Genomic DNA, 18569 nt, shown 5'->3' with positions numbered 1-18569 from the left:
CCCGCACGCCCGCACGCCCGCACGCCCGCACGCCCGCACGCCCGCACGCCGCGAGCCGCGCGAGCCGCCGCAAGCCCCCGGAAGGTCCGCCTTCCGGGGGCTTCTGCGCGGTAACCCCGGCGCACCGTCGAACAAGCGTGTAGCTTGCCGGGTCAGAAGGGTGGGGGGTGGGTTCCGCAATGGGCGTACGGGTCGTGGTGGTCGACGAGCACCGGTTGCTGGCCGAGGCGCTGGCCTCGGCCCTGAAACTGCGCGGCCACCGGGTCCTGGCGGCCGCGGCCCCGGCCGCGGGCGCAGCCGAGCTGGTCATCGGGCGCGCCCCCGAGGTCTGCCTGTTCGGGACGGCGAGTCCCGCCGAGGCCGGGGTCTTCGAGCCCGTGGTCCGCATCAAGCGGGAGCGCCCGCAGATCGCCGTCGTCGTCCTCGGTCCGGTGCCGAGCCCGCGCGGGATCGCCGCCGCCTTCGCCGCCGGCGCCTGCGGGTACGTACGCCACGACGAGCGCATCGAGGGCGTGGAGCGTGCGCTGGCCAAGGCGCGGGCGGGCGAGGTGGCGATCGCGCCGCAGCTGTTGCAGGGAGCCTTCGCGGAGCTCCTGAACCCGGCCGCCCAGCCCGACGACGAGGGCAGCCGGCTGCTGCGGCTGCTCACCCCGCGCGAGGTGGAGGTGCTGGTGCGGGTCGCCGAGGGCGAGGACACCCGGCTGATCGCCGCGGGCATGGAGATCGCGCCGAGCACCGCCCGTACGCACGTGCAGCGGGTGCTGATGAAACTGGGCGTGGGATCGCGGCTGGAGGCGGCCGCGCTGGCCGCCCGTACCGGCCTGCTGGACCGGGCGCTGCCGGTGCGGCCGTCCGCCGCCGATTTCCCCGCGGGCGTCGAATCGGGTAAGCCAGTGTCCTAGCACGCGCAGCCTCCCGCGCGTGCTCCCCCGCGAGAGGCAGTAGGCGAGTGAGCAAGTACCTGGTAACCGGTGGCGCCGGATACGTCGGCAGCGTGGTCGCGGCGCACCTCCTGGAGGCCGGCCACGAGGTCACCGTCCTCGACGACCTCAGCACCGGCTTCCGCGTCGGCGTCCCGGCGGGCGCCGCCTTCATCGAGGGCCGCATCCAGGACGCCGCCCGCCACCTGGACTCCTCCTACGAGGCGGTGCTGCACTTCGCGGCCTCCTCGCAGGTCGGCGAGTCCGTGGTGAACCCGGGCAAGTACTGGGAGAACAACGTCGGCGGCACGCTCGCCCTGCTCGGCGCGATGCGCGAGGCGGGCGTGCGCAAGCTGGTGTTCTCCTCCACCGCCGCGACCTACGGGGAGCCGACGGAGGGCCTGCTCACCGAGGCCTCGGTGACCGCGCCGACCAACCCGTACGGCGCCTCGAAGCTGGCCGTCGACCACATGATCGCGGGGGAGTGCGTGGCGCACGGCCTGGCCGCGGTGTCGCTGCGCTACTTCAACGTGGCCGGGGCCTACGGGGAGTTCGGCGAGCGGCACACGCCCGAGACGCACCTGATCCCGCTGGTCCTCCAGGTCGCGCTGGGCGAGCGCGAGTCGATCTCGGTGTTCGGTGAGGACTACCCGACCCCGGACGGCACCTGCGTGCGCGACTACATCCACGTCGCCGACCTGGCGGAGGCCCACCTGGCCGCCCTGCGGGTCGCCGCCGAAGGGGAGCACCTGATCTGCAACCTGGGCAACGGCAGCGGGTTCTCGGTCCGCGAGGTGGTCGAGACGGTCCGCAAGGTCACCGGCCGGGAGATCCCCGAGGTCGTCGCCCCCCGCCGGGCCGGCGACCCCGCGATGCTGGTCGCCTCCGCCCGCACGGCGCACGAGCGCCTCGGCTGGACCCCGAGCCGCTCGGACCTGACCGGCATCATCACGGACGCGTGGAACTTCGCGCGCACGCACACCGCCTGACCCACGGGTATCCCCCCGGAACACCGCTGTCCTGCGCGCCCCCCGCACCCTGCCAGGTGCGGGGGGCGCGTGCGTGGGGGCCGTGCGCGGCCGCCGGGCGCTGTGCGCGGGCGCCCAGCGTGCACACGCCGGGTGAATGGCCCACCGTGCAACTGCCCGTGGCACGCGCCGGTACGGAAGCTCCATCCGGACCGGTGGTAGGGGTGATTTCAAGCCACTGCGCAGGCGGTTCAGAACGCCTGCGCCGGAAAATCGCTGGGAAAACTTCTGCTATTCGGCCAACCGCGAGCGGCACCCGGCTCTACGCTGATGCGTGACACCGGTGGGGGCCGGTGTTGATTCAGGGGTCGAGACAAGTCGGGTACGACGTCCGGTCCGGGTAGTGCAGAGGTGTCACGGCGGCGGCCGGGGCAGCTGCGGATCACCCGGTCCGGGCGCCGTACCCGCCGTCGTCCGTTCCCCGACCCTTGGGGGTTTTGTGGTTCGTATCCGGGTTCTCGTCGTCGACGATCACCGCATCTTCGCCGAATCGCTCGCAGCCGCGCTCGCGGCCGAGTCGGACGTGGACGTGTCCGCGGCCGGCAGCGGCCCCGCCGCCCTGCGTTGCCTCGAACGCGCGGTGGCCGAGGGCCGCCGCTTCGACGTCCTGCTGGTCGACGCCGACCTCGGCGCGGTCGCCGGGGCCCTGCCCGCCCCGCGGGAGCCGGGCTCGGGTCCACCGCCGCCGGGCGCGGACGGGATCGCGCTGGTCGCCGGGGTGCGGGTGGCCCACCCCGGGGTCCGTACGGTCGTGCTCGCCGAGCGCGACGACCCCCGCCGGGCCGCGCAGGCGCTGCAGGCCGGGGCCTCGGGCTGGGTGGCGAAGGACTGCTCGCTCTCGCGGTTGCTGGCCGTCATCCGCGGGGTGCTGCGCGAGGAGACCCATCTGGCGCCCGCGCTGCTGACCGGAGTGCTCCGCGAGTTGACCGCGGCGCGCAAGCACCGCACGGACAGCGAACGGCTCGTGGAGTCGCTCACCCCGCGCGAACACGAGGTGCTGCGCTGCATGGTGGCGGGGCTGGGGCGCAAGGACGTGGCCGCGCGCCTGTTCCTGTCCCCGCACACCGTCCGCACGCACATGCAGAACGTGCTGGGCAAGCTCGGCGTGCACTCCACGCTGGCGGCGGTGGCGCTGGCCCGGCGGGCCGGCGTACGACCGGCCGACCTAGCCGGGGATGTTGTCGAACGGAGCGGTCAACTGGCGTAGCAGCCCGGCGAGATCACCGCGCTGGTTCCGCGAGAGCTGGGCCAGGATCGCCCGCTCCTGCGCCAGCAGCCCGGCGAGGGCCTGGTCCGCACGGTCCCGGCCCTCGGGGGTGAGCCGCACCAGGACCCCGCGGCGGTCGCTGGGGTCCGGGAGCCGCTCGACGAGGCCCTTCTTGGCGAGCCGGTCGATGCGGTTGGTCATGGTGCCGGAGGTGACCAGGGTCTGGGTAAGGAGCTGGCCGGGGGAGAGCTGGTAGGGCGCGCCGGCCCGGCGCAGGGACGTGAGGACGTCGAACTCCCAGGGCTCCAGGCCGTGCTCGGAGAAGGCCAGCCGGCGGGCGCGGTCCAGGTGGCGCGCGAGCCTGCTGACGCGGCTCAGTACCTCGAGCGGTTCCACGTCGAGGTCAGGGCGCTCCCGCCGCCATGCCGCCACCAGTCGGTCGACCTCGTCCTCCATGCCGATCAGTGTAAGGGGTCTGTCGACGTGAAGTCTCTTCATACCGAGTATCTTGACCACAAGCATCTTGACGTCGAGATATAAATCGCGCGAGCATGGGGCATGGAGGGGGCCGGAACAGATTCCGCTTCCGACCGCCCCGCCAGCAGGGAGGCTCGAACATGTATTCCGATACCGCGCACTCGGGGACCCCCACGTCCACCGCGCCCTCGGCTCCCACGTGGGATCCCCAGCAGTACCTGCGGCACGCAGGCCATCGCACCCGGCCCTTCCTGGACCTCCTCACCCGCATACCCGAGCTCCCCAACCGGCCCGCCCGCATCGCCGACCTCGGCTGCGGCCCCGGCAATGTCACCGCGCTCCTCGCCGACCGCTGGCCCGCCGCCCGCATCACCGGCTTCGACCTCTCCCCGGAGATGCTCCACCGCGCCACCCAGGAGCACGCCGGCCCCACCACCGGCGGCGGCAGCCTCGACTTCCGCCACGGCGACCTCGCCGGCTGGCTCCCCGAGGAGCCCTACGACCTGATCGTCTCCAACGCCGCCCTGCAGTGGGTCCCCGGCCACGCCGGCTCCTTCGGCGCCTGGATCAACGGCCTGCGCCCCGGCGGCACCTTCGCCTTCCAGATCCCCGGCAACTTCACCGCCCCCAGCCACGCCCTGCTCGCCGAACTGTGCGACACCCCGCGATGGCGGGCCCGGCTCGCCGGCCACGGCGCCCGTTACATCCATCTCCTCGAACCCGCCGAATATCTTGCCCGGTTCACCGCGCTCGGCTGCGCCGCCGACGTCTGGGAGACCACCTACCACCAACTGCTCCCCGGCCCCGACCCCGTTCTCGACTGGGTCAAGGGCACCGCCCTGCGGCCCGTCCTCACCGCCCTCGGCGAGGACCACGAGGCCGTGGACGCCTTCCTCACCGAATACCGCGACCGGCTGCGCGTGGCCTACCCGACCGGGCCGCGCGGCACCGTCTTCCCGTTCCGCCGGATCTTCGCCGTCGCCCGCAAGGAGGCCTGACCGTGCTCACCGCCGTCGACCACGTCCAACTCGCCGCGCCGCCGGACTCGGAGGACCGGCTCCGCGCCTTCTACACCGACGTCCTCGGCATGACCGAGATCCCCAAACCGCCCGTCCTCGCCGCGCGCGGGGGCTGCTGGTTCGCCGCCGGGCCGGTACAGCTGCACCTCGGCATCGAGGCGGACTTCCGGCCCGCCCGCAAGGCCCACCCCGGACTGCGGGTGACCGGGATCGAGGCGTACGCGAACAGACTGGAGGAACGCGGTGCCAAGGTCGTCTGGGACGACGACCTGCCCGGCCACCGCCGCTTCTACTCCGAGGACCCCGTCGGCAACCGGCTCGAGTTCCTCGAGGAGCACGCCCTGGAACCGCAGGCCCTGGAGGAGTGCGGCTGAGCGGCCCGCACGAGACGACGGCGCCCCGCCACCGAGTCCTCGGTGGCGGGGCGCGTCGTACGGTCCGGCCCGCTCAGCTCTTGCGGCGGCCCACCAGCTGCGGCTTCGACTCCAGCCCGTCCAGCCCGTGCCAGGCCAGGTTGACGAGGTGGGCGGCCACCTCCGCCTTCCTCGGCTTGCGGACGTCCAGCCACCACTGCCCGGTCAGCGCCACCATCCCGACCAGCGCCTGCGCGTACAGCGGCGCCAGCTTGGGATCAAAGCCCCGCGCCTTGAACTCCAGGCCCAGGATGTCCTCGACCTGCGTGGCGATGTCACTGATCAGCGAGGCGAAGGTGCCGGTGGACTGCGCCACCGGGGAGTCCCGGACCAGGATCCGGAAACCGTCCGTGTATGACTCGATGTAGTCCAGCAGCGCGAACGCCGCCTGCTCCAGCAGCTCCCGCGGGTGCCCGGCCGTCAACGCCCCCGTCACCCCGTCCAGCAGCTGGCGCATCTCCCGGTCGACGACCACCGCGTACAGCCCCTCCTTGCCCCCGAAGTGCTCGTACACCACCGGCTTGGACACCCCGGCCTTCGCCGCGATCTCCTCCACCGACGTGCCTTCGAAACCCTTCTCCGCGAACAGGGCCCGGCCGATGTCCAGCAGTTGCTGGCGCCGCTCCGCGCCCGTCATCCGCACCCGGCGGCCGCGCCGGGGCTTGTCGCTGCTGGAATTACCGCCGTCGATCGCCACGCCCCCCATCATGCCGCTTTCGCGTCGCTTTCCCTGCGCCGGGCGTCGACGCGGGCGGCCGACGGCCAGCGCACGTCCGTGGCCCAGCCCAGCTGCTCGAACCAGCGGATCAGCCGCGCGCTGGAGTCGACCTGGCCGCGCAGCACACCGTGGCGCGCCGAGGTCGGATCGGCGTGGTGCAGGTTGTGCCAGGACTCCCCGCAGGAGAGCACCGCCAGCCACCACACGTTGCCGCTGCGGTCGCGCGACTTGAACGGCCGCTTGCCCACCGCGTGACAGATCGAGTTGATCGACCACGTCACGTGGTGCAGCAGCGCCACCCGCACCAGCGAGCCCCAGAAGAACGCCGTGAACGCGCCCCACCAGGACATCGTCACCAGACCGCCCACCAGAGGCGGGATCGCCAGCGACAGCATCGTCCAGAAGATGAAGTCACGCGAGATCCGCCGGATCGCCGGGTCCTTGATCAGGTCGGGGGCGTACTTCTGCTGATCGGTCTGCTCCTCGTCGAAGAGCCAGCCGATGTGCGCCCACCACAGGCCCTTCATCAGCGCCGGCAGCGTCTCGCCGAACCGCCACGGCGAATGCGGGTCGCCCTCGTGATCCGAGTACTTGTGGTGCTTGCGGTGGTCCGCCACCCAGCGCACCAGCGGCCCCTCCACCGCCATCGAACCCATCACGGCCAGGGCGATCCGCAGCGGCCGCTTCGCCTTGAAGGAACCGTGCGTGAAGTAGCGGTGGAAACCGATGGTGATCCCGTGGCAGGCCAGGAAGTACATGAAGACCATCAGGCCCACGTCCAGCCAGCTCACCCCCCAGCCCCACGCCAGGGGGACCGCGGCCAGCAGGGCCACGAAGGGAACGGTGATGAACAGCAGCAGAGCGATCTGCTCGATGGACCGCTTGTTCTCGCCGCCGAGGGTCGCGGACGGCGCAGTTGTCTCGGAGGGGGCCGAAGCACCCTCGATCAGATCGGGACTGGTGGTCATGGTGTCCCCTGGGGGGTGAGAGAAGTCGGCAGGCTCTCCGGTCACGGACCTACGGACCCGTAACCTACGGCATCGTAAGTATGGCAAAGGCGGATCCCGGGGCAAGAGGAGAGAGGAACGCGGCGGGGCGAAAGACGCGCCCGCGGACGGGGCACGCGCCGCCCTGTGAGACGTCTGCCCGGACACACGCGCGGGACACCTATCCTGGTCCCGTCGGACAGCGCGGTCCGCACGGGCAGCCCGAGCTGCGCATCAGGAGCGACGATCCCCCGGACCGAGTCCGCGGGGCATCGAAGCGCGCGGCCGGCAGCCCACCGCCCAGTAGCGCTCGAACACTGCAAGGAGCCGCACCTGTGAGCAGTGCTGACCAGGCCCCCCAGGGCCAGGCCCCCGTCACCCCGGCCGCCACCGCCAACGCGGAGCTGCGCGCGGACATCCGCCGCCTGGGCGACCTCCTCGGGGAGACCCTCGTACGCCAGGAGGGCCGGGAACTCCTCGACCTCGTCGAAAAGGTGCGCGCCCTCACCCGCACGGACGGCGAGGCCGCCGCCGAGCTGCTCGGCGACACCGATCTGGAGACCGCCGCCAAGCTCGTGCGCGCCTTCTCCACCTACTTCCACCTCGCCAACGTCACCGAGCAGGTGCACCGCGGCAAGGAACTGCGCGCCCACCGTGCCGCCGAGGGCGGGCTCCTCGCCCGCACCGCCGACATGCTGAAGGACGCCGACCCCGAACACCTGCGCGAGACGGTCAAGAACCTCAACGTCCGCCCGGTCTTCACCGCGCACCCCACCGAGGCGGCCCGCCGCAGCGTCCTCAACAAGCTGCGCCGCATCGCCGCGCTGCTGGAGGAGCCCGTCACCGGCGCCGGCGACCGCCGCCGCCACGACCTGCGGCTCGCCGAGAACATCGACCTCGTGTGGCAGACCGACGAGCTGCGCGTGGTCCGCCCCGAGCCCGCCGACGAGGCCCGCAACGCGATCTACTACCTCGACGAGCTGCACGCCGGGGCCGTCGGCGACGTCCTCGAGGACCTCGCCGCCGAGCTCCAGCGCGTCGGCGTCGAGCTGCCCGCCGGCACCCGCCCGCTGACCTTCGGCACCTGGATCGGCGGCGACCGCGACGGCAACCCCAACGTCACCCCCGACGTCACCCGCGACGTGCTGATCCTCCAGCACGAGCACGGCATCACCGACGCACTCGAACTCATCGACTTCCTGCGCGGCCTGCTGTCCAACTCCATCCGTTACACCGGCGCCACCGAGGAACTCCTCGCCTCCCTCCAGGCCGACCTGGAACGCCTCCCCGAGATCAGCCCGCGCTACAAGCGGCTGAACGCCGAGGAGCCGTACCGCCTCAAGGCCACCTGCATCCGGCAGAAGCTCCTCAACACCCGCGAGCGCCTCGCCAAGGGCACCCCGCACGAGGAAGGCCGCGACTACCTCGGCACCGCCGAGCTGCTCACCGACCTCACCCTCATCCAGACCTCCCTGCGCGAGCACCGCGGCGCCCTCTTCGCCGACGGCCGCATGGACCGCACCATCCGCACCCTGGCCGCCTTCGGCCTCCAGCTCGCCACCATGGACGTACGCGAGCACGCCGACGCCCACCACCACGCGCTCGGCCAGCTCTTCGACCGGCTCGGCGAGGAGTCCTGGCGCTACGCCGACATGCCGCGCGACTACCGGCAGAAGCTCCTCGCCAAGGAGCTGCGCTCGCGCCGGCCGCTGGCCCCCACCCCGGCGCCCCTCGACGCGGCCGGGCAGAAGACCCTCGGTGTCTTCCTCGCCATCAAGGACGCCTTCGAGAAGTTCGGCCCCGAGGTCATCGAGTCGTACATCATCTCGATGTGCCAGGGTGCCGACGACGTCTTCGCGGCCGCGGTACTGGCCCGCGAGGCCGGCCTGATCGACCTGCACGGCGGCTGGGCCAAGATCGGCATCGTCCCGCTCCTGGAGACCACCGACGAGCTGCGCGCCGCCGACGTCATCCTCGACGAGATGCTCGCCGACCCCTCCTACCGGCGCCTGGTCTCCCTGCGCGGCGACGTCCAGGAGGTCATGCTCGGCTACTCCGACTCCAGCAAGTTCGGCGGCATCACCACCAGCCAGTGGGAGATCCACCGCGCCCAGCGGCGGCTGCGCGACGTGGCCCACCGCTACGGGGTGCGCCTGCGCCTCTTCCACGGCCGCGGAGGCACCGTCGGCCGCGGCGGTGGCCCCTCGCACGACGCGATCCTCGCCCAGCCCTGGGGCACCCTGGAGGGCGAGATCAAGGTCACCGAGCAGGGCGAGGTCATCTCCGACAAGTACCTCGTCCCGTCGCTGGCCCGCGAGAACCTCGAACTGACCGTCGCGGCGACCCTGCAGGCCTCCGCCCTGCACACCGCGCCCCGCCAGTCCGACGAGGCCCTCGCCCGCTGGGACGCGGCCATGGACGTCGTCTCCGACGCCGCCCACGCCGCGTACCGCGCGCTCGTCGAGGACCCGGACCTGCCGTCGTACTTCTTCGCGGCGACCCCCGTCGACCAGCTCGCCGACCTCCACCTGGGCTCGCGGCCCTCGCGCCGCCCCGACTCCGGCGCCGGCCTCGACGGCCTGCGCGCCATCCCGTGGGTCTTCGGCTGGACCCAGTCCCGCCAGATCGTCCCCGGCTGGTACGGGGTCGGCTCCGGCCTCAAGGCACTGCGCGAGGCCGGCCGGCAGGACGCCCTCACCGAGATGGGCGAGCGCTGGCACTTCTTCCGCAACTTCCTGTCCAACGTCGAGATGACGCTGGCCAAGACCGACCTGCGGATCGCCCGCCACTACGTCGACACCCTCGTGCCCGACCACCTCAAGCACGTCTTCACCCGCATCGAGGCCGAGCACGAGCTCACCGTCAACGAGGTCCTGCGCATCACCGGCGGCAGCCGTCTCCTGGACTCCAACCCGGTCCTCCAGCAGACCTTCGCGGTCCGCGACGCCTACCTGGACCCGATCTCCTACCTCCAGGTCTCCCTCCTGGCCCGCCAGCGCGCGGCCGCCGCCCGCGGCGAGGAGGCCGACCCGCTCCTCGCCCGCGCCCTGCTGCTCACCGTCAACGGCGTGGCCGCGGGCCTGCGCAACACCGGCTGAACCCTCGGAGCCGGATACGACGGAGCCCCCGCACCGGCCGGTGCGGGGGCTCCGTCGTATCCGTCAGGAGTTGTACGTGGACTGCGCGCGCTCCAGGCCATCCTGGATCAGGCACTCCACCGAGTCGGCGGCCCGGTCCACGAACCAGTCCAGCTCCTTGCGCTCCGTGGACGAGAAGTCCTTCAGCACGAAGTCCGCGACCTGCATCCGGCCCGGCGGCCGGCCGATGCCGCAGCGGACCCGGTGGTAGTCGGGGCCCATCGACTTCGTCATCGACTTCAGACCGTTGTGGCCGTTGTCCCCGCCGCCCAGCTTCAGGCGCAGCGTCGGGTAGTCGATGTCCAGCTCGTCGTGGACGGCGACGATCCGCTCCAGCGGCACCTTGTAGAAGTCGCGCAGGGCCGTCACCGGGCCGCCGGAGAGGTTCATGTACGTCATCGGCTTCGCCAGCACCACCCGGCGGTTCGCCGGTCCCGGCGCGCCGACGCGGCCCTCGACCACCTGGGCCCGGGCCTTGTGCGCCTTGAACTTCCCGCCGATCCGCTCCGCCAGCAGGTCGGCCACCATGAAGCCGATGTTGTGGCGGTTGCCCGCGTACTCCGGTCCGGGGTTGCCGAGGCCGACGATCAGCCAGGGTGCCGCGTCGTCCGACATCAAAAGCTCCTTAAGGCCTTGAACGAAGACGACCGCCGTCCCGCTCCAGTGGAGCCGGACGGCGGTCGGTCAGCAACTGCTGAGGGGGGAAGGCGAGGCTCAGGCCTCGGTGCCCTCGGCGGCCTCGGCGGCCGGCTCCTCGGCCTGCGGGGCCACGACCTGCAGGACGGCGATGTCGCCGTCGACGGCCAGGGTGGTGCCCGCCGGGAGGACCAGGTCCTTGGCGTGGATGGTCGCGCCGGCCTCGAGGCCCGCGATGGAGACGGTGACCTCGGTCGGGATGTGGGTGGCCTCGGCCTCGACGGAGATCGTGTTCTGGAGGGTCTCCAGCATGTTGCCGCCGGCGGCCAGCTCGCCCTCGGTGACGATCGCGACGTCGACGGTGACCTTCTCGCCCTTCTGGACGATCAGGAAGTCGACGTGGGAGACCGAGCGCTTCAGCGGGTGCTTCTGCACGGCCTTCGGGATGACCAGCTCGGTGCCCTCGCCCGCGATGTCCAGGGAGATCAGGACGTTCGGGGTGCGGAGCGCCAGCTGCAGGGCGTGGGCGTCGACGTTGACGTGCTTCGGGTCGGTGCCGTGGCCGTAGATGACGGCGGGGGTCAGGGCGTCACGACGGGCCTGGCGGGCAGAGCCCTTGCCGAACTCGGTGCGGACCTTGGCGGAAAGCTTGACCTCGGACATGCTCACTCCTCGTGGGGTGACGGAAAAGGACGACGGTCACCCGGCCGGAACGGCCTGCTACGAAGAGCGCGTCGATAACGGAGCGTCCGTACCGGAAACAGGTACGGCCTCCCTCGCCGAGCAACTCATGGAGTGTACCCGGCAGGGGAGGCCGTACCCAAAACGATCTACCGCGGAGCGGTTGCCGCTGTTACTGCTGCTCCTCGAAGAGGCTGGTGACCGAACCGTCCTCGAAGACCTCGCGCACCGCGCGGGCGATCATCGGGGCGATCGACAGCACCGTGATCTTGTCGAGCTCCAGGTCGGACGGGTCCGGCAGGGTGTTCGTGAACACGAACTCGCTGACCTTGGAGTTCTTCAGGCGGTCGGCCGCCGGGCCCGACAGGATGCCGTGCGTGGCCGTCACGATGACGTCCTCGGCGCCGTGCGCGAACAGCGCGTCGGCCGCGGCGCAGATGGTGCCACCGGTGTCGATCATGTCGTCGACCAGGACGCAGACGCGGCCCTTGACCTCACCGACGACCTCGTGGACGGTCACCTGGTTGGCGACGTCCTTGTCGCGGCGCTTGTGCACGATGGCCAGCGGCGCGTCCAGGCGGTCGCACCAGCGGTCGGCGACGCGCACGCGGCCGGCGTCCGGGGAGACGATCGTCAGCTTGGTGCGGTCCACCTTGGCGCCCACGTAGTCCGCGAGGACGTTCAGCGCCGACAGGTGGTCCACCGGGCCGTCGAAGAAGCCCTGGATCTGGTCCGTGTGCAGGTCGACCGTGAGGATGCGGTCCGCACCCGAGGTCTTCAGCAGGTCGGCGACCAGGCGGGCCGAGATCGGCTCGCGGCCCTTGTGCTTCTTGTCCTGGCGGGCGTATCCGTAGGACGGGATGATCACGGTGATGGAGCGCGCCGACGCGCGCTTCAGCGCGTCGATCATGATCAGCTGTTCCATGATCCACTTGTTGATCGGAGCCGTGTGGCTCTGGATCAGGAAGCAGTCCGCGCCGCGAGCCGACTCCTGGAAGCGAACGTAGATCTCACCGTTCGCGAAGTCGAAAGCCTTGGTCGGCACGAGGCCGACTCCCAGCTGGTGCGCGACCTCCTCGGCCAGCTCGGGGTGGGCGCGGCCGGAGAAGAGCATCAGCTTCTTCTCGCCGGTCGTCTTGATCCCGGTCACAGCACTGTCTCCTCAGACGTGTTGAAGCTGCTCGCCCCCATGTGCGTCCGTCCCGCACACGGTGAGCCAGCCGAATTGCGTGCACCTATCACGGTACGCCGTCGCGGGCGTACCTGTTTCCGGTCAGTTCACCTCAGTGGCGCTCGGAATCCTCCGAGCCCGCCGACTGGGCCGCCGTGGCGGCCGCGCTTCCCGGACGCTTGCGGGCCACCCAGCCCTCGATATTCCGCTGCTGGCCGCGGGCCACGGCCAGCGCACCGGGCGGCACATCCTTGGTGATCACGGACCCGGCCGCCGTGTAGGCGCCGTCCCCGATCGTGACGGGAGCCACAAACATGTTGTCCGAGCCCGTCTTGCAGTGTGAGCCGACGGTGGTGTGGTGCTTGTGCTCACCGTCGTAGTTCACGAAGACGCTGGCCGCGCCGATGTTCGTGTACTCGCCGATCGTCGCGTCGCCCACGTAGGACAGGTGGGGCACCTTGGTGCCCTCGCCGATCGTCGCGTTCTTCATCTCGACGTACGTGCCGGCCTTGGCCTTCGCGCCGAGGTTCGTGCCCGGACGCAGGTAGGCGAACGGCCCCACGGACGCCTGCGGGCCCACGACCGCGCTCTCCGCGACCGTGTTGTCCACCCGGGCGCCCGCGCCCACGGTGGTGTCCTTCAGCCGGGTGTTCGGGCCGACCTCGGCGCCTTCGGCGATGTGCGTGGCGCCCAGGAGCTGGGTGCCGGGGTGCACGAGCGCGTCCTGCCCGAAGGTGACGGTCACGTCCACGAAGGTGCTCGCCGGGTCGACGACCGTCACGCCCGCGAGCATGGCCCGCTCCAGCAGGCGCGCGTTCAGCAGCGCGCGGGCCTCGGCCAGCTGGACGCGGTTGTTGATCCCGAGGATCTGGCGGTGGTCGCTGCCGACGGCCGCGCCGACGCGGTGCCCGGCCTCGCGCAGGATGCCGAGGACGTCGGTGAGGTACTCCTCGCCCTGGCTGTTGTCGGTGCGGACCTTGCCGAGCGCGTCGGCGAGCAGGCTGCCGTCGAAGGCGAAGACGCCGGAGTTGATCTCGCGGATGGCCCGCTGGGCGTCGGTGGCGTCCTTGTGTTCGACGATGGCCGTCACGGCGCCGCCGGCGTCCCGGACGATCCGCCCGTAGCCGGTGGAGTCCGGTACCTCGGCGGTGAGCACGGTGACGGCGTTGCCGTCGGCCTCGTGCGTCGCCGCCAGCCGCGCCAGCGTCTCGCCGGTCAGCAGCGGGGTGTCGCCGCAGACCACGATCACGGTCCCGTCGAGCGGGCCGCCGAGCTCTTCGAGGGCCATGCGGACGGCGTGCCCGGTGCCGTTCTGCTCGTACTGGACGGCGGTGCGGACGCCGGCGTCGACGCCGGCCAGGTGCGCGGTGACCTGCTCCCGGGCGTGCCCGACGACCACGACGAGGTGGGCGGGGTCCAGCTCGCGGGAGGCGGCGACGACGTGACCGACGAGCGAGCGCCCGCAGATCTCGTGCAGAACCTTGGGAGTGGCCGACTTCATGCGGGTGCCTTCACCCGCTGCGAGTACGACGACGGCTGCCGGGCGGTTGGCGCTCACGGGGATGCCCTTCGGCTTCGGGGGTGGACCCGTGAAGGATACCGGGGTGCAAAGGAGCCGAAACGAGGGCGGGTGGAGGGCGGGTAGAGGGGCCGGAATGAGAGCGGGTCCCGACCGGTGGTCAGGACCCGAGGGGCTGTGCAGCTCCCCTGTCAGGACTCGAACCCGAACATAAGGCACCAAAAGCCTCAGTGCTGCCAATTACACCACAGGGGATGGTAAATCAGGCCGAACCGGACAGTTCCGCAATCCGATCAAGCTGGCCGTCCCTACTATGCCGTACCACCCGGCCTCAATGCGACGGTACTCGTGTCCGCCGTTTCGGAGGCGGAGAATTGCCGGAGCCCCCGCCGGGCCCGCCCGTACGCTGGACGGCATGACCAGTACGGGGGAAGTGGAAGGCCGCGCTGGGCCGCCGTTGTGGTGGGCGCGGCGACGGGATGCCGTAACGGACGTGACGCTCGCCGGGGTGTCCGCCGTGGAGTGCGCGTGGGAGGGCGTCACCTTCGCCCGTGAGGCGGGGCTGCCGACCGCGGTCGGGGTGACGTTCGGGCTGGTGGTGGGGGCCACGCTCGTGCTGCGGCGGCGCTGGCCGATCGCCGTGGTGCTCGTGGGCATCGCCGTCACGCCCGCCGCGATGGGGTTCCTGCTCTCGGTGGTGGGGATGTACTCCCTCGCCTCCTCCGGGGTGCCCCGGCGGATCATCGCGACCCTGGCCTCGATGTCCCTGGTCGCGACCTTCGTGGTGATGTACGTCCAGACCCGCGGGGACGTCGAGGCCGATCCGAAGCTCGTGGTCGCGCTCTCGGGGTTCGTCGCGGTGGCGCTGACCGTGCCGCCGCTGCTGCTCGGGCTCTACATAGGGGCCCGGCGGCGGCTGATGGAGAGCCTGCAGGAGCGGGCGGACTCGCTGGAGCGGGAGCTGTCACTGCTGGCGGACCGGGCGGAGGAACGGGCCGAATGGGCCCGTACGGAGGAGCGGACCCGCATCGCGCGGGAGATGCACGACGTCGTCGCGCACCGGGTGTCGCTGATGGTGGTGCACGCGGCCGCGCTGGAGGCGGTGGCCGTCAAGGACCCGGCGCGCGCGGCGAAGAACGCCGCGCTGGTGGGTGACATGGGGCGGCAGGCGCTGACGGAACTGCGGGAGATGCTGGGCGTGCTGAGGGCTGCGCCGAAGCCGGTGGTTGCGGCAGCCGCAGCCGCGGCCGCGGTGGCCGCCGTGCCGGTGGCTGCGGTCGGGCTCGTCGGGGGTGGCGAGGAGGGGCCCTCGCTCGACGAGCTGGAGGTGCTGGTCGGGCAGTCCCGGGCGGCCGGGATGGCCGTGGAGATGCTCGTGCAGGGCGAGGGGGCGGCCGCGGGGTACGCGGCGGAGGTCGAGCAGACGGCGTACCGCGTGGTCCAGGAGGCACTGACCAACTGCCACAAGCACGCCCCGGGGGCGCGGGTCGTGGTGCGGCTCGCGCATCGGGACGGGGAGGTGGCGATGCAGGTGGAGAACGGGCCGTGCGAGGGGAAGACGGACGGGGTCGGACTGCCGAGCGGGGGGAACGGGCTGGTCGGGATGCGGGAGCGAGTGCTCGGGCTGGGCGGGGTCTTCGTGTCCGGGCCGACGGACGCGGGCGGGTTCAGGGTGTCGGCGGTCCTACCGGTCCGCTAGCCGCCGGTTGGCTGCGCCGCCGGTTGGCTGCGCCGCTCGGGCGGGCTACGGGGGCCAGTTGCACCGGGGCCTGGTCGGGTGCGGGGGTCGGTTGTGGTGGGGGCGGGCGCGCGCCGGGGCGTCTCCTCGGGCGCCAAACGTGTCGGGGTGTCGGAGAGCTGGGCGGCAGTGCGTTTGGCGCCCTGCGGGGATCACCCCGACACACACCCACCCCCACCCCAACCGCCCCGGCCGACCAACCTTCCGGTGCTGGCCCACATTCGGCCTCGCCGCGCAAGTTCAGCCCCTCCGGCGTTTGAGGAGCGGGGTCCGGGGCGGAGCCCCGGTCTTTGAGCCGCACCGTCCAGCCGTGCCGCACCACTTCAGCCTCCGCCGCACCCATTCAGCCCCTCCGGCGTTTGAGGAGCGGGGTGCGGGGCGGAGCCCCGGTCTTTGAGCCGCACCGGTCAGCTGGGCCTTACCTTCCGGCTGGGCCGCGCAAGTTCAGCCCCTCCGGCGATTGAGGAGCGGGGTCTGGGGCGGGGCCCCGGGCTTTGAGCCGCAGCGGCCGCGCGAATTCAGCCTCGCCGGCGTTTGAGGCGCGGGGCGGAGCCCCGGTCTGGGCGCCGCGCCGCTCGCTACGCCGTCGTCAGGCGGGTGGGTTGGAGGCCCGTCAGGAGGAGGGTGAGGGCTTCGTCGAGGGTGGAGCCGAGGTACCAGTCGCCGGTGTGGTCGATGCCGTAGACGCGGCCTTCGCGGTCGAGCGCGAGGTGCGAGCCGCCGTCGGCCTCGACGCCGAGGGGGCAGAGCTGGGTGGACAGGGCCCGGCCGAGGTCCGCGAAGGTGCGGGCGAGGTGGAGGCCCGTGAGCGGGTCGAGCCGGACCGGCGTCGGGGCGATCTGGCGGCCGGGCCCGGGGGCGCTGACGGTGAGGCCCCCGAATTCGGCCCAGGCCTCGACGGCGGCGGGGAAGACCGTGTGCCGGTGTCCGGCGGGGGTGGTGTGGTCCCGGAGCGCGTCGGCCCAGTACTCGGCCTGCTTGATGTCCCAGCGGCCGGGTTCCCAGCCGGCCGTGCGCAGGGCGGAGTCCACGGCGACCGGGAAGCGGGTGGCCGAGGAGCGGTCGTAGGAGGCGGAGGTGGGGGTCATGGCTACTCGGCTGGGGTGAGGTCGACGGGGCGTACGCCGAAGTGGGCGAGGAGGGCGTCGCAGGAGCGGCAGGGTGGTGCGTAGCTGCCGTGGAGGGGGTCGCCGTCCTCGCGGATGCGGCGCGCGGTGATCTTGGAGTGTTTGAGGGAGCGGCGGGCCTCGCTCGCGGAGAGCGGCTTGCGGGAGGCGCGCCGGGAGCGGGCCGCCTCGACGGCGGCGAGGTGGCGGGAGAGCAGTATCGCCTCGGGACATCGGCCGGTGAAACGTTCGCGCTGGCCGCTCGTCAGGGTGTCGAGGAAGTCCTGGACGAGGGGGTGGAGCACCGGGGGCTGGTCGGCCTTGCCGGCGGTGCCGGTGAGGGTTTCGCCGCGTACGGAGAGGGCGGCGGCGACGGTGGGGAGGATGCCGTCGCGGCGGAAGCGCAGGATGGGTGCGACGGGGCGGCCGTCGGTGCTGCTCCAGCGCAGGCGGGGGTCGCCGGCGGGGCCGCTCGCCTCGCCGGCCGGGCCCGCGGCCGCCGGTGTGCCCGGCGCCTCCGGGGTGGTGTCGCCCGGTTCTGTGCGTGTTGCCGTGTGGTGCATGGTCGCGCTTTCCCTCCCGTGGCGGCGGTGGTGACCGCTGTCGCGCACGCCCCCGTGCTGCGGGGACAGCCTGTCAAATGTCACCTGTCGTGTGGAAGCGGGGTCGAATATTCGTATCAATTCGGATGTTCCTGGCCCCGCGGGGGGTGGGCCGGTCGCGCGCGGGTGAGGCTCTTGCCCCAGCGCATAGGCTGTGGTGAACCAGCCAGATCCAGCAGGGGGCTACCGCCATGACGACAGGTCGGCTCGGGCAGCAGGCCGCGCCACCCAACGCCGCTTACTCGGGGCAGGTCGTGCATTTCCCGGACCCGGTCCGGGCCGCTCGGCATCCCCACGGGGTGCGGATGGACGGCAACGGGCATCCGGACTTCTCCGCGTACGCGCGTGCGGCCGTGGAGATCGCCGAGCCCCCGGAGGGGTTCGGCGTCGACGAGTTGCGGCTGACGGACTACGTGTCCGCGAACGCGGCGATGAAGGCCGCCGGCCACGAGCTGTGGGACACGGTCGGGCCGGTGGCGACCCCGCACGGCTGGACCTGGCACCACGTGGCGGGTTCGCGGCGCATGGAGCTGGTCCCGGTCGAGGTGAAGGCCCTGCTGCGGCACCACGCGGGGCTGGCGACCGCGCCGGTGGACCACGAGAAGCGCGGGACGCGCCCGTTGCAGGAGCTGCGCCCGGTGCACATGGGGCTGCCGAAGTCGGTGGTCTCGGTGTCCGAGGAACTGGTGCAGGGCGTCGAGGAGGACCTCGGCTACCGGCTGCCGGAGGCGTACCGCTCGTTCCTGAAGGCCGCGGGCGGCTGCGCGCCGGTGGGCGCCGGCCTGGACGTGGACCTGGGTCTGCTGGTGGACCAGCCGTTCTTCACGGTGCGCGAGGAGGCGGCGGTCAACGACCTGGTGTACGTCAACAAGTGCCTGCGGGACCACCTGACGAAGGACTACCTGTGCGTGGCCTTCGCGCAGGGCGGGCTGCTCGCCCTGAAGGTGAAGGGCGAGGCCATCGGCTCGGTGTGGTTCTCCCCGTACGACGACGCGCGCGACCAGGACGGCTGGTCGGTACAGGAGCGCGTGGAGCGGCTGTTGCTGCCGTGCGGTGCTGATTTCGACGCCTTTCTGGAGCGGCTGGCGGGCAACCCGCCGGAGCTGGAGACGGTGGCCGGTCTGATGGTGGACGGCGGATTCGCACGCTCGGTTCCCGTGGCGGGACCGGTTCCGTCGGTGCGTACCGGTTCGGATGAGGGGTGACGGCGC

17 protein-coding genes and 1 tRNA gene are annotated in these 18569 nt (G+C 72.1%); 8 read left to right on the top strand and 10 right to left on the bottom strand.

Going from position 1 to position 18569, the window contains the following annotated elements:
* Positions 1-179 precede the first annotated feature (179 nt).
* The 3 genes from ACZ6JT_RS23990 (at position 180) to ACZ6JT_RS23980 (ending at position 3155) form a co-directional block, all read left to right on the top strand.
* Positions 180-902: a response regulator transcription factor gene (locus ACZ6JT_RS23990; protein WP_469213264.1), complete on the top strand. Its 723-nt coding sequence runs from the start codon at positions 180-182 to the stop codon at positions 900-902.
* Positions 903-949: 47 nt separating this feature from the next.
* A complete protein-coding gene (gene galE, locus ACZ6JT_RS23985; protein ID WP_362855936.1) occupies positions 950-1909 on the top strand; it encodes a UDP-glucose 4-epimerase GalE in 960 nt (319 codons plus the stop codon).
* A gap of 478 nt (positions 1910-2387) precedes the next feature.
* The gene (locus tag ACZ6JT_RS23980) at positions 2388-3155 is read left to right on the top strand and encodes a LuxR C-terminal-related transcriptional regulator (RefSeq protein WP_469212710.1); all 768 of its coding nucleotides are present in this window, start codon (positions 2388-2390) and stop codon (positions 3153-3155) included.
* Here ACZ6JT_RS23980 and ACZ6JT_RS23975 read toward each other — a convergent pair.
* A complete protein-coding gene (locus ACZ6JT_RS23975) occupies positions 3114-3611 on the bottom strand; it encodes a MarR family winged helix-turn-helix transcriptional regulator (protein WP_215017422.1) in 498 nt (165 codons plus the stop codon). The genes ACZ6JT_RS23980 and ACZ6JT_RS23975 overlap by 42 nt on opposite strands.
* Positions 3612-3772: 161 nt before the next feature.
* On the opposite strand from ACZ6JT_RS23975, the gene ACZ6JT_RS23970 reads away from it, so the two are divergent.
* Both ACZ6JT_RS23970 and ACZ6JT_RS23965 read left to right on the top strand, forming a co-directional pair.
* Positions 3773-4630, top strand: a complete 858-nt coding sequence (locus tag ACZ6JT_RS23970; RefSeq protein ID WP_469212709.1) for a trans-aconitate 2-methyltransferase — start codon at positions 3773-3775, stop codon at positions 4628-4630.
* 2 nt (positions 4631-4632) lie between these two features.
* Positions 4633-5025 carry a VOC family protein gene (locus tag ACZ6JT_RS23965; RefSeq protein WP_365484567.1) on the top strand — a complete coding sequence of 131 codons (393 nt, stop codon included), beginning with the start codon at positions 4633-4635 and terminating at the stop codon, positions 5023-5025.
* Positions 5026-5098: 73 nt separating this feature from the next.
* Here ACZ6JT_RS23965 and ACZ6JT_RS23960 read toward each other — a convergent pair whose 3' ends face one another.
* Both ACZ6JT_RS23960 and ACZ6JT_RS23955 read right to left on the bottom strand, forming a co-directional pair.
* The gene (locus ACZ6JT_RS23960; RefSeq protein WP_469212707.1) at positions 5099-5773 is read right to left on the bottom strand and encodes a TetR family transcriptional regulator; all 675 of its coding nucleotides are present in this window, start codon (positions 5771-5773) and stop codon (positions 5099-5101) included.
* Positions 5770-6750 (bottom strand): acyl-CoA desaturase, encoded by a 981-nt coding sequence (locus tag ACZ6JT_RS23955; protein WP_469212705.1) that lies wholly within the window; start codon positions 6748-6750, stop codon positions 5770-5772. Before ACZ6JT_RS23955 ends, ACZ6JT_RS23960 begins: the two co-directional genes overlap by 4 nt.
* Positions 6751-7103: 353 nt before the next feature.
* Between ACZ6JT_RS23955 and ppc the strand changes: the two genes are divergently transcribed.
* On the top strand, positions 7104-9866 hold the full coding sequence (gene ppc, locus ACZ6JT_RS23950) for a phosphoenolpyruvate carboxylase (protein WP_469212704.1): 2763 nt from the start codon (positions 7104-7106) through the stop codon (positions 9864-9866).
* 63 nt (positions 9867-9929) lie between these two features.
* Here the strand turns inward: ppc and pth are convergent, their stop codons facing one another.
* The 5 genes from pth to ACZ6JT_RS23925 all read right to left on the bottom strand — a co-directional run bounded on the left by pth (position 9930) and on the right by ACZ6JT_RS23925 (position 14167).
* A complete protein-coding gene (pth, locus tag ACZ6JT_RS23945; protein WP_469212701.1) occupies positions 9930-10520 on the bottom strand; it encodes an aminoacyl-tRNA hydrolase in 591 nt (196 codons plus the stop codon).
* A gap of 99 nt (positions 10521-10619) precedes the next feature.
* The gene (locus tag ACZ6JT_RS23940; protein WP_469212700.1) at positions 10620-11204 is read right to left on the bottom strand and encodes a 50S ribosomal protein L25/general stress protein Ctc; all 585 of its coding nucleotides are present in this window, start codon (positions 11202-11204) and stop codon (positions 10620-10622) included.
* 190 nt (positions 11205-11394) lie between these two features.
* Positions 11395-12372 (bottom strand): ribose-phosphate diphosphokinase, encoded by a 978-nt coding sequence (locus ACZ6JT_RS23935; protein WP_030723354.1) that lies wholly within the window; start codon positions 12370-12372, stop codon positions 11395-11397.
* Between the two features lie 133 nt (positions 12373-12505).
* Entirely contained in the window at positions 12506-13951 is a 1446-nt protein-coding gene (gene glmU, locus ACZ6JT_RS23930) for a bifunctional UDP-N-acetylglucosamine diphosphorylase/glucosamine-1-phosphate N-acetyltransferase GlmU (protein WP_469212699.1), read from the bottom strand.
* Between the two features lie 144 nt (positions 13952-14095).
* A tRNA-Gln gene (locus tag ACZ6JT_RS23925) sits at positions 14096-14167 on the bottom strand.
* A gap of 160 nt (positions 14168-14327) precedes the next feature.
* Between ACZ6JT_RS23925 and ACZ6JT_RS23920 the strand changes: the two genes are divergently transcribed.
* Positions 14328-15611 carry a sensor histidine kinase gene (locus tag ACZ6JT_RS23920; RefSeq protein ID WP_469212697.1) on the top strand — a complete coding sequence of 428 codons (1284 nt, stop codon included), beginning with the start codon at positions 14328-14330 and terminating at the stop codon, positions 15609-15611.
* Between the two features lie 617 nt (positions 15612-16228).
* Here ACZ6JT_RS23920 and ACZ6JT_RS23915 read toward each other — a convergent pair.
* Together ACZ6JT_RS23915 and ACZ6JT_RS23910 are read right to left on the bottom strand one after the other, a co-directional pair.
* Positions 16229-16738, bottom strand: coding sequence for an SUKH-3 domain-containing protein (locus tag ACZ6JT_RS23915; protein ID WP_388832437.1), 510 nt, complete (start codon positions 16736-16738; stop codon positions 16229-16231).
* A gap of 2 nt (positions 16739-16740) precedes the next feature.
* The gene (locus ACZ6JT_RS23910; RefSeq protein ID WP_469212695.1) at positions 16741-17319 is read right to left on the bottom strand and encodes a YwqJ-related putative deaminase; all 579 of its coding nucleotides are present in this window, start codon (positions 17317-17319) and stop codon (positions 16741-16743) included.
* A 230-nt stretch (positions 17320-17549) separates the two neighbouring features.
* Between ACZ6JT_RS23910 and ACZ6JT_RS23905 the strand changes: the two genes are divergently transcribed.
* On the top strand, positions 17550-18563 hold the full coding sequence (locus tag ACZ6JT_RS23905; RefSeq protein WP_469212693.1) for an SMI1/KNR4 family protein: 1014 nt from the start codon (positions 17550-17552) through the stop codon (positions 18561-18563).
* Positions 18564-18569 lie beyond the last annotated feature (6 nt).

The sequence above is a fragment of the Streptomyces sp. NPDC046308 genome (genome assembly GCF_055588065.1).
Note: the sequence above shows the minus strand (reverse complement) of the source record. Positions and strands in the feature narration are given on the sequence as shown.

What these genes read in the sequence shown, in the direction of transcription:
- ACZ6JT_RS23970 (WP_469212709.1), top strand. Translation starts at nt 3,773, where the DNA reads ATGTATTCCGATACCGCGCACTCGGGGACCCCCACGTCCACCGCGCCC.
- ACZ6JT_RS23975 (WP_215017422.1), bottom strand. Translation starts at nt 3,611, where the DNA reads ATGGAGGACGAGGTCGACCGACTGGTGGCGGCATGGCGGCGGGAGCGC.
- pth (WP_469212701.1), bottom strand. Translation starts at nt 10,520, where the DNA reads ATGTCGGACGACGCGGCACCCTGGCTGATCGTCGGCCTCGGCAACCCC.
- ACZ6JT_RS23905 (WP_469212693.1), top strand. Translation starts at nt 17,550, where the DNA reads ATGACGACAGGTCGGCTCGGGCAGCAGGCCGCGCCACCCAACGCCGCT.
- ACZ6JT_RS23920 (WP_469212697.1), top strand. Translation starts at nt 14,328, where the DNA reads ATGACCAGTACGGGGGAAGTGGAAGGCCGCGCTGGGCCGCCGTTGTGG.
- ACZ6JT_RS23990 (WP_469213264.1), top strand. Translation starts at nt 180, where the DNA reads ATGGGCGTACGGGTCGTGGTGGTCGACGAGCACCGGTTGCTGGCCGAG.
- ACZ6JT_RS23940 (WP_469212700.1), bottom strand. Translation starts at nt 11,204, where the DNA reads ATGTCCGAGGTCAAGCTTTCCGCCAAGGTCCGCACCGAGTTCGGCAAG.
- ACZ6JT_RS23915 (WP_388832437.1), bottom strand. Translation starts at nt 16,738, where the DNA reads ATGACCCCCACCTCCGCCTCCTACGACCGCTCCTCGGCCACCCGCTTC.
- ACZ6JT_RS23960 (WP_469212707.1), bottom strand. Translation starts at nt 5,773, where the DNA reads ATGATGGGGGGCGTGGCGATCGACGGCGGTAATTCCAGCAGCGACAAG.
- ACZ6JT_RS23955 (WP_469212705.1), bottom strand. Translation starts at nt 6,750, where the DNA reads ATGACCACCAGTCCCGATCTGATCGAGGGTGCTTCGGCCCCCTCCGAG.
- ACZ6JT_RS23910 (WP_469212695.1), bottom strand. Translation starts at nt 17,319, where the DNA reads ATGCACCACACGGCAACACGCACAGAACCGGGCGACACCACCCCGGAG.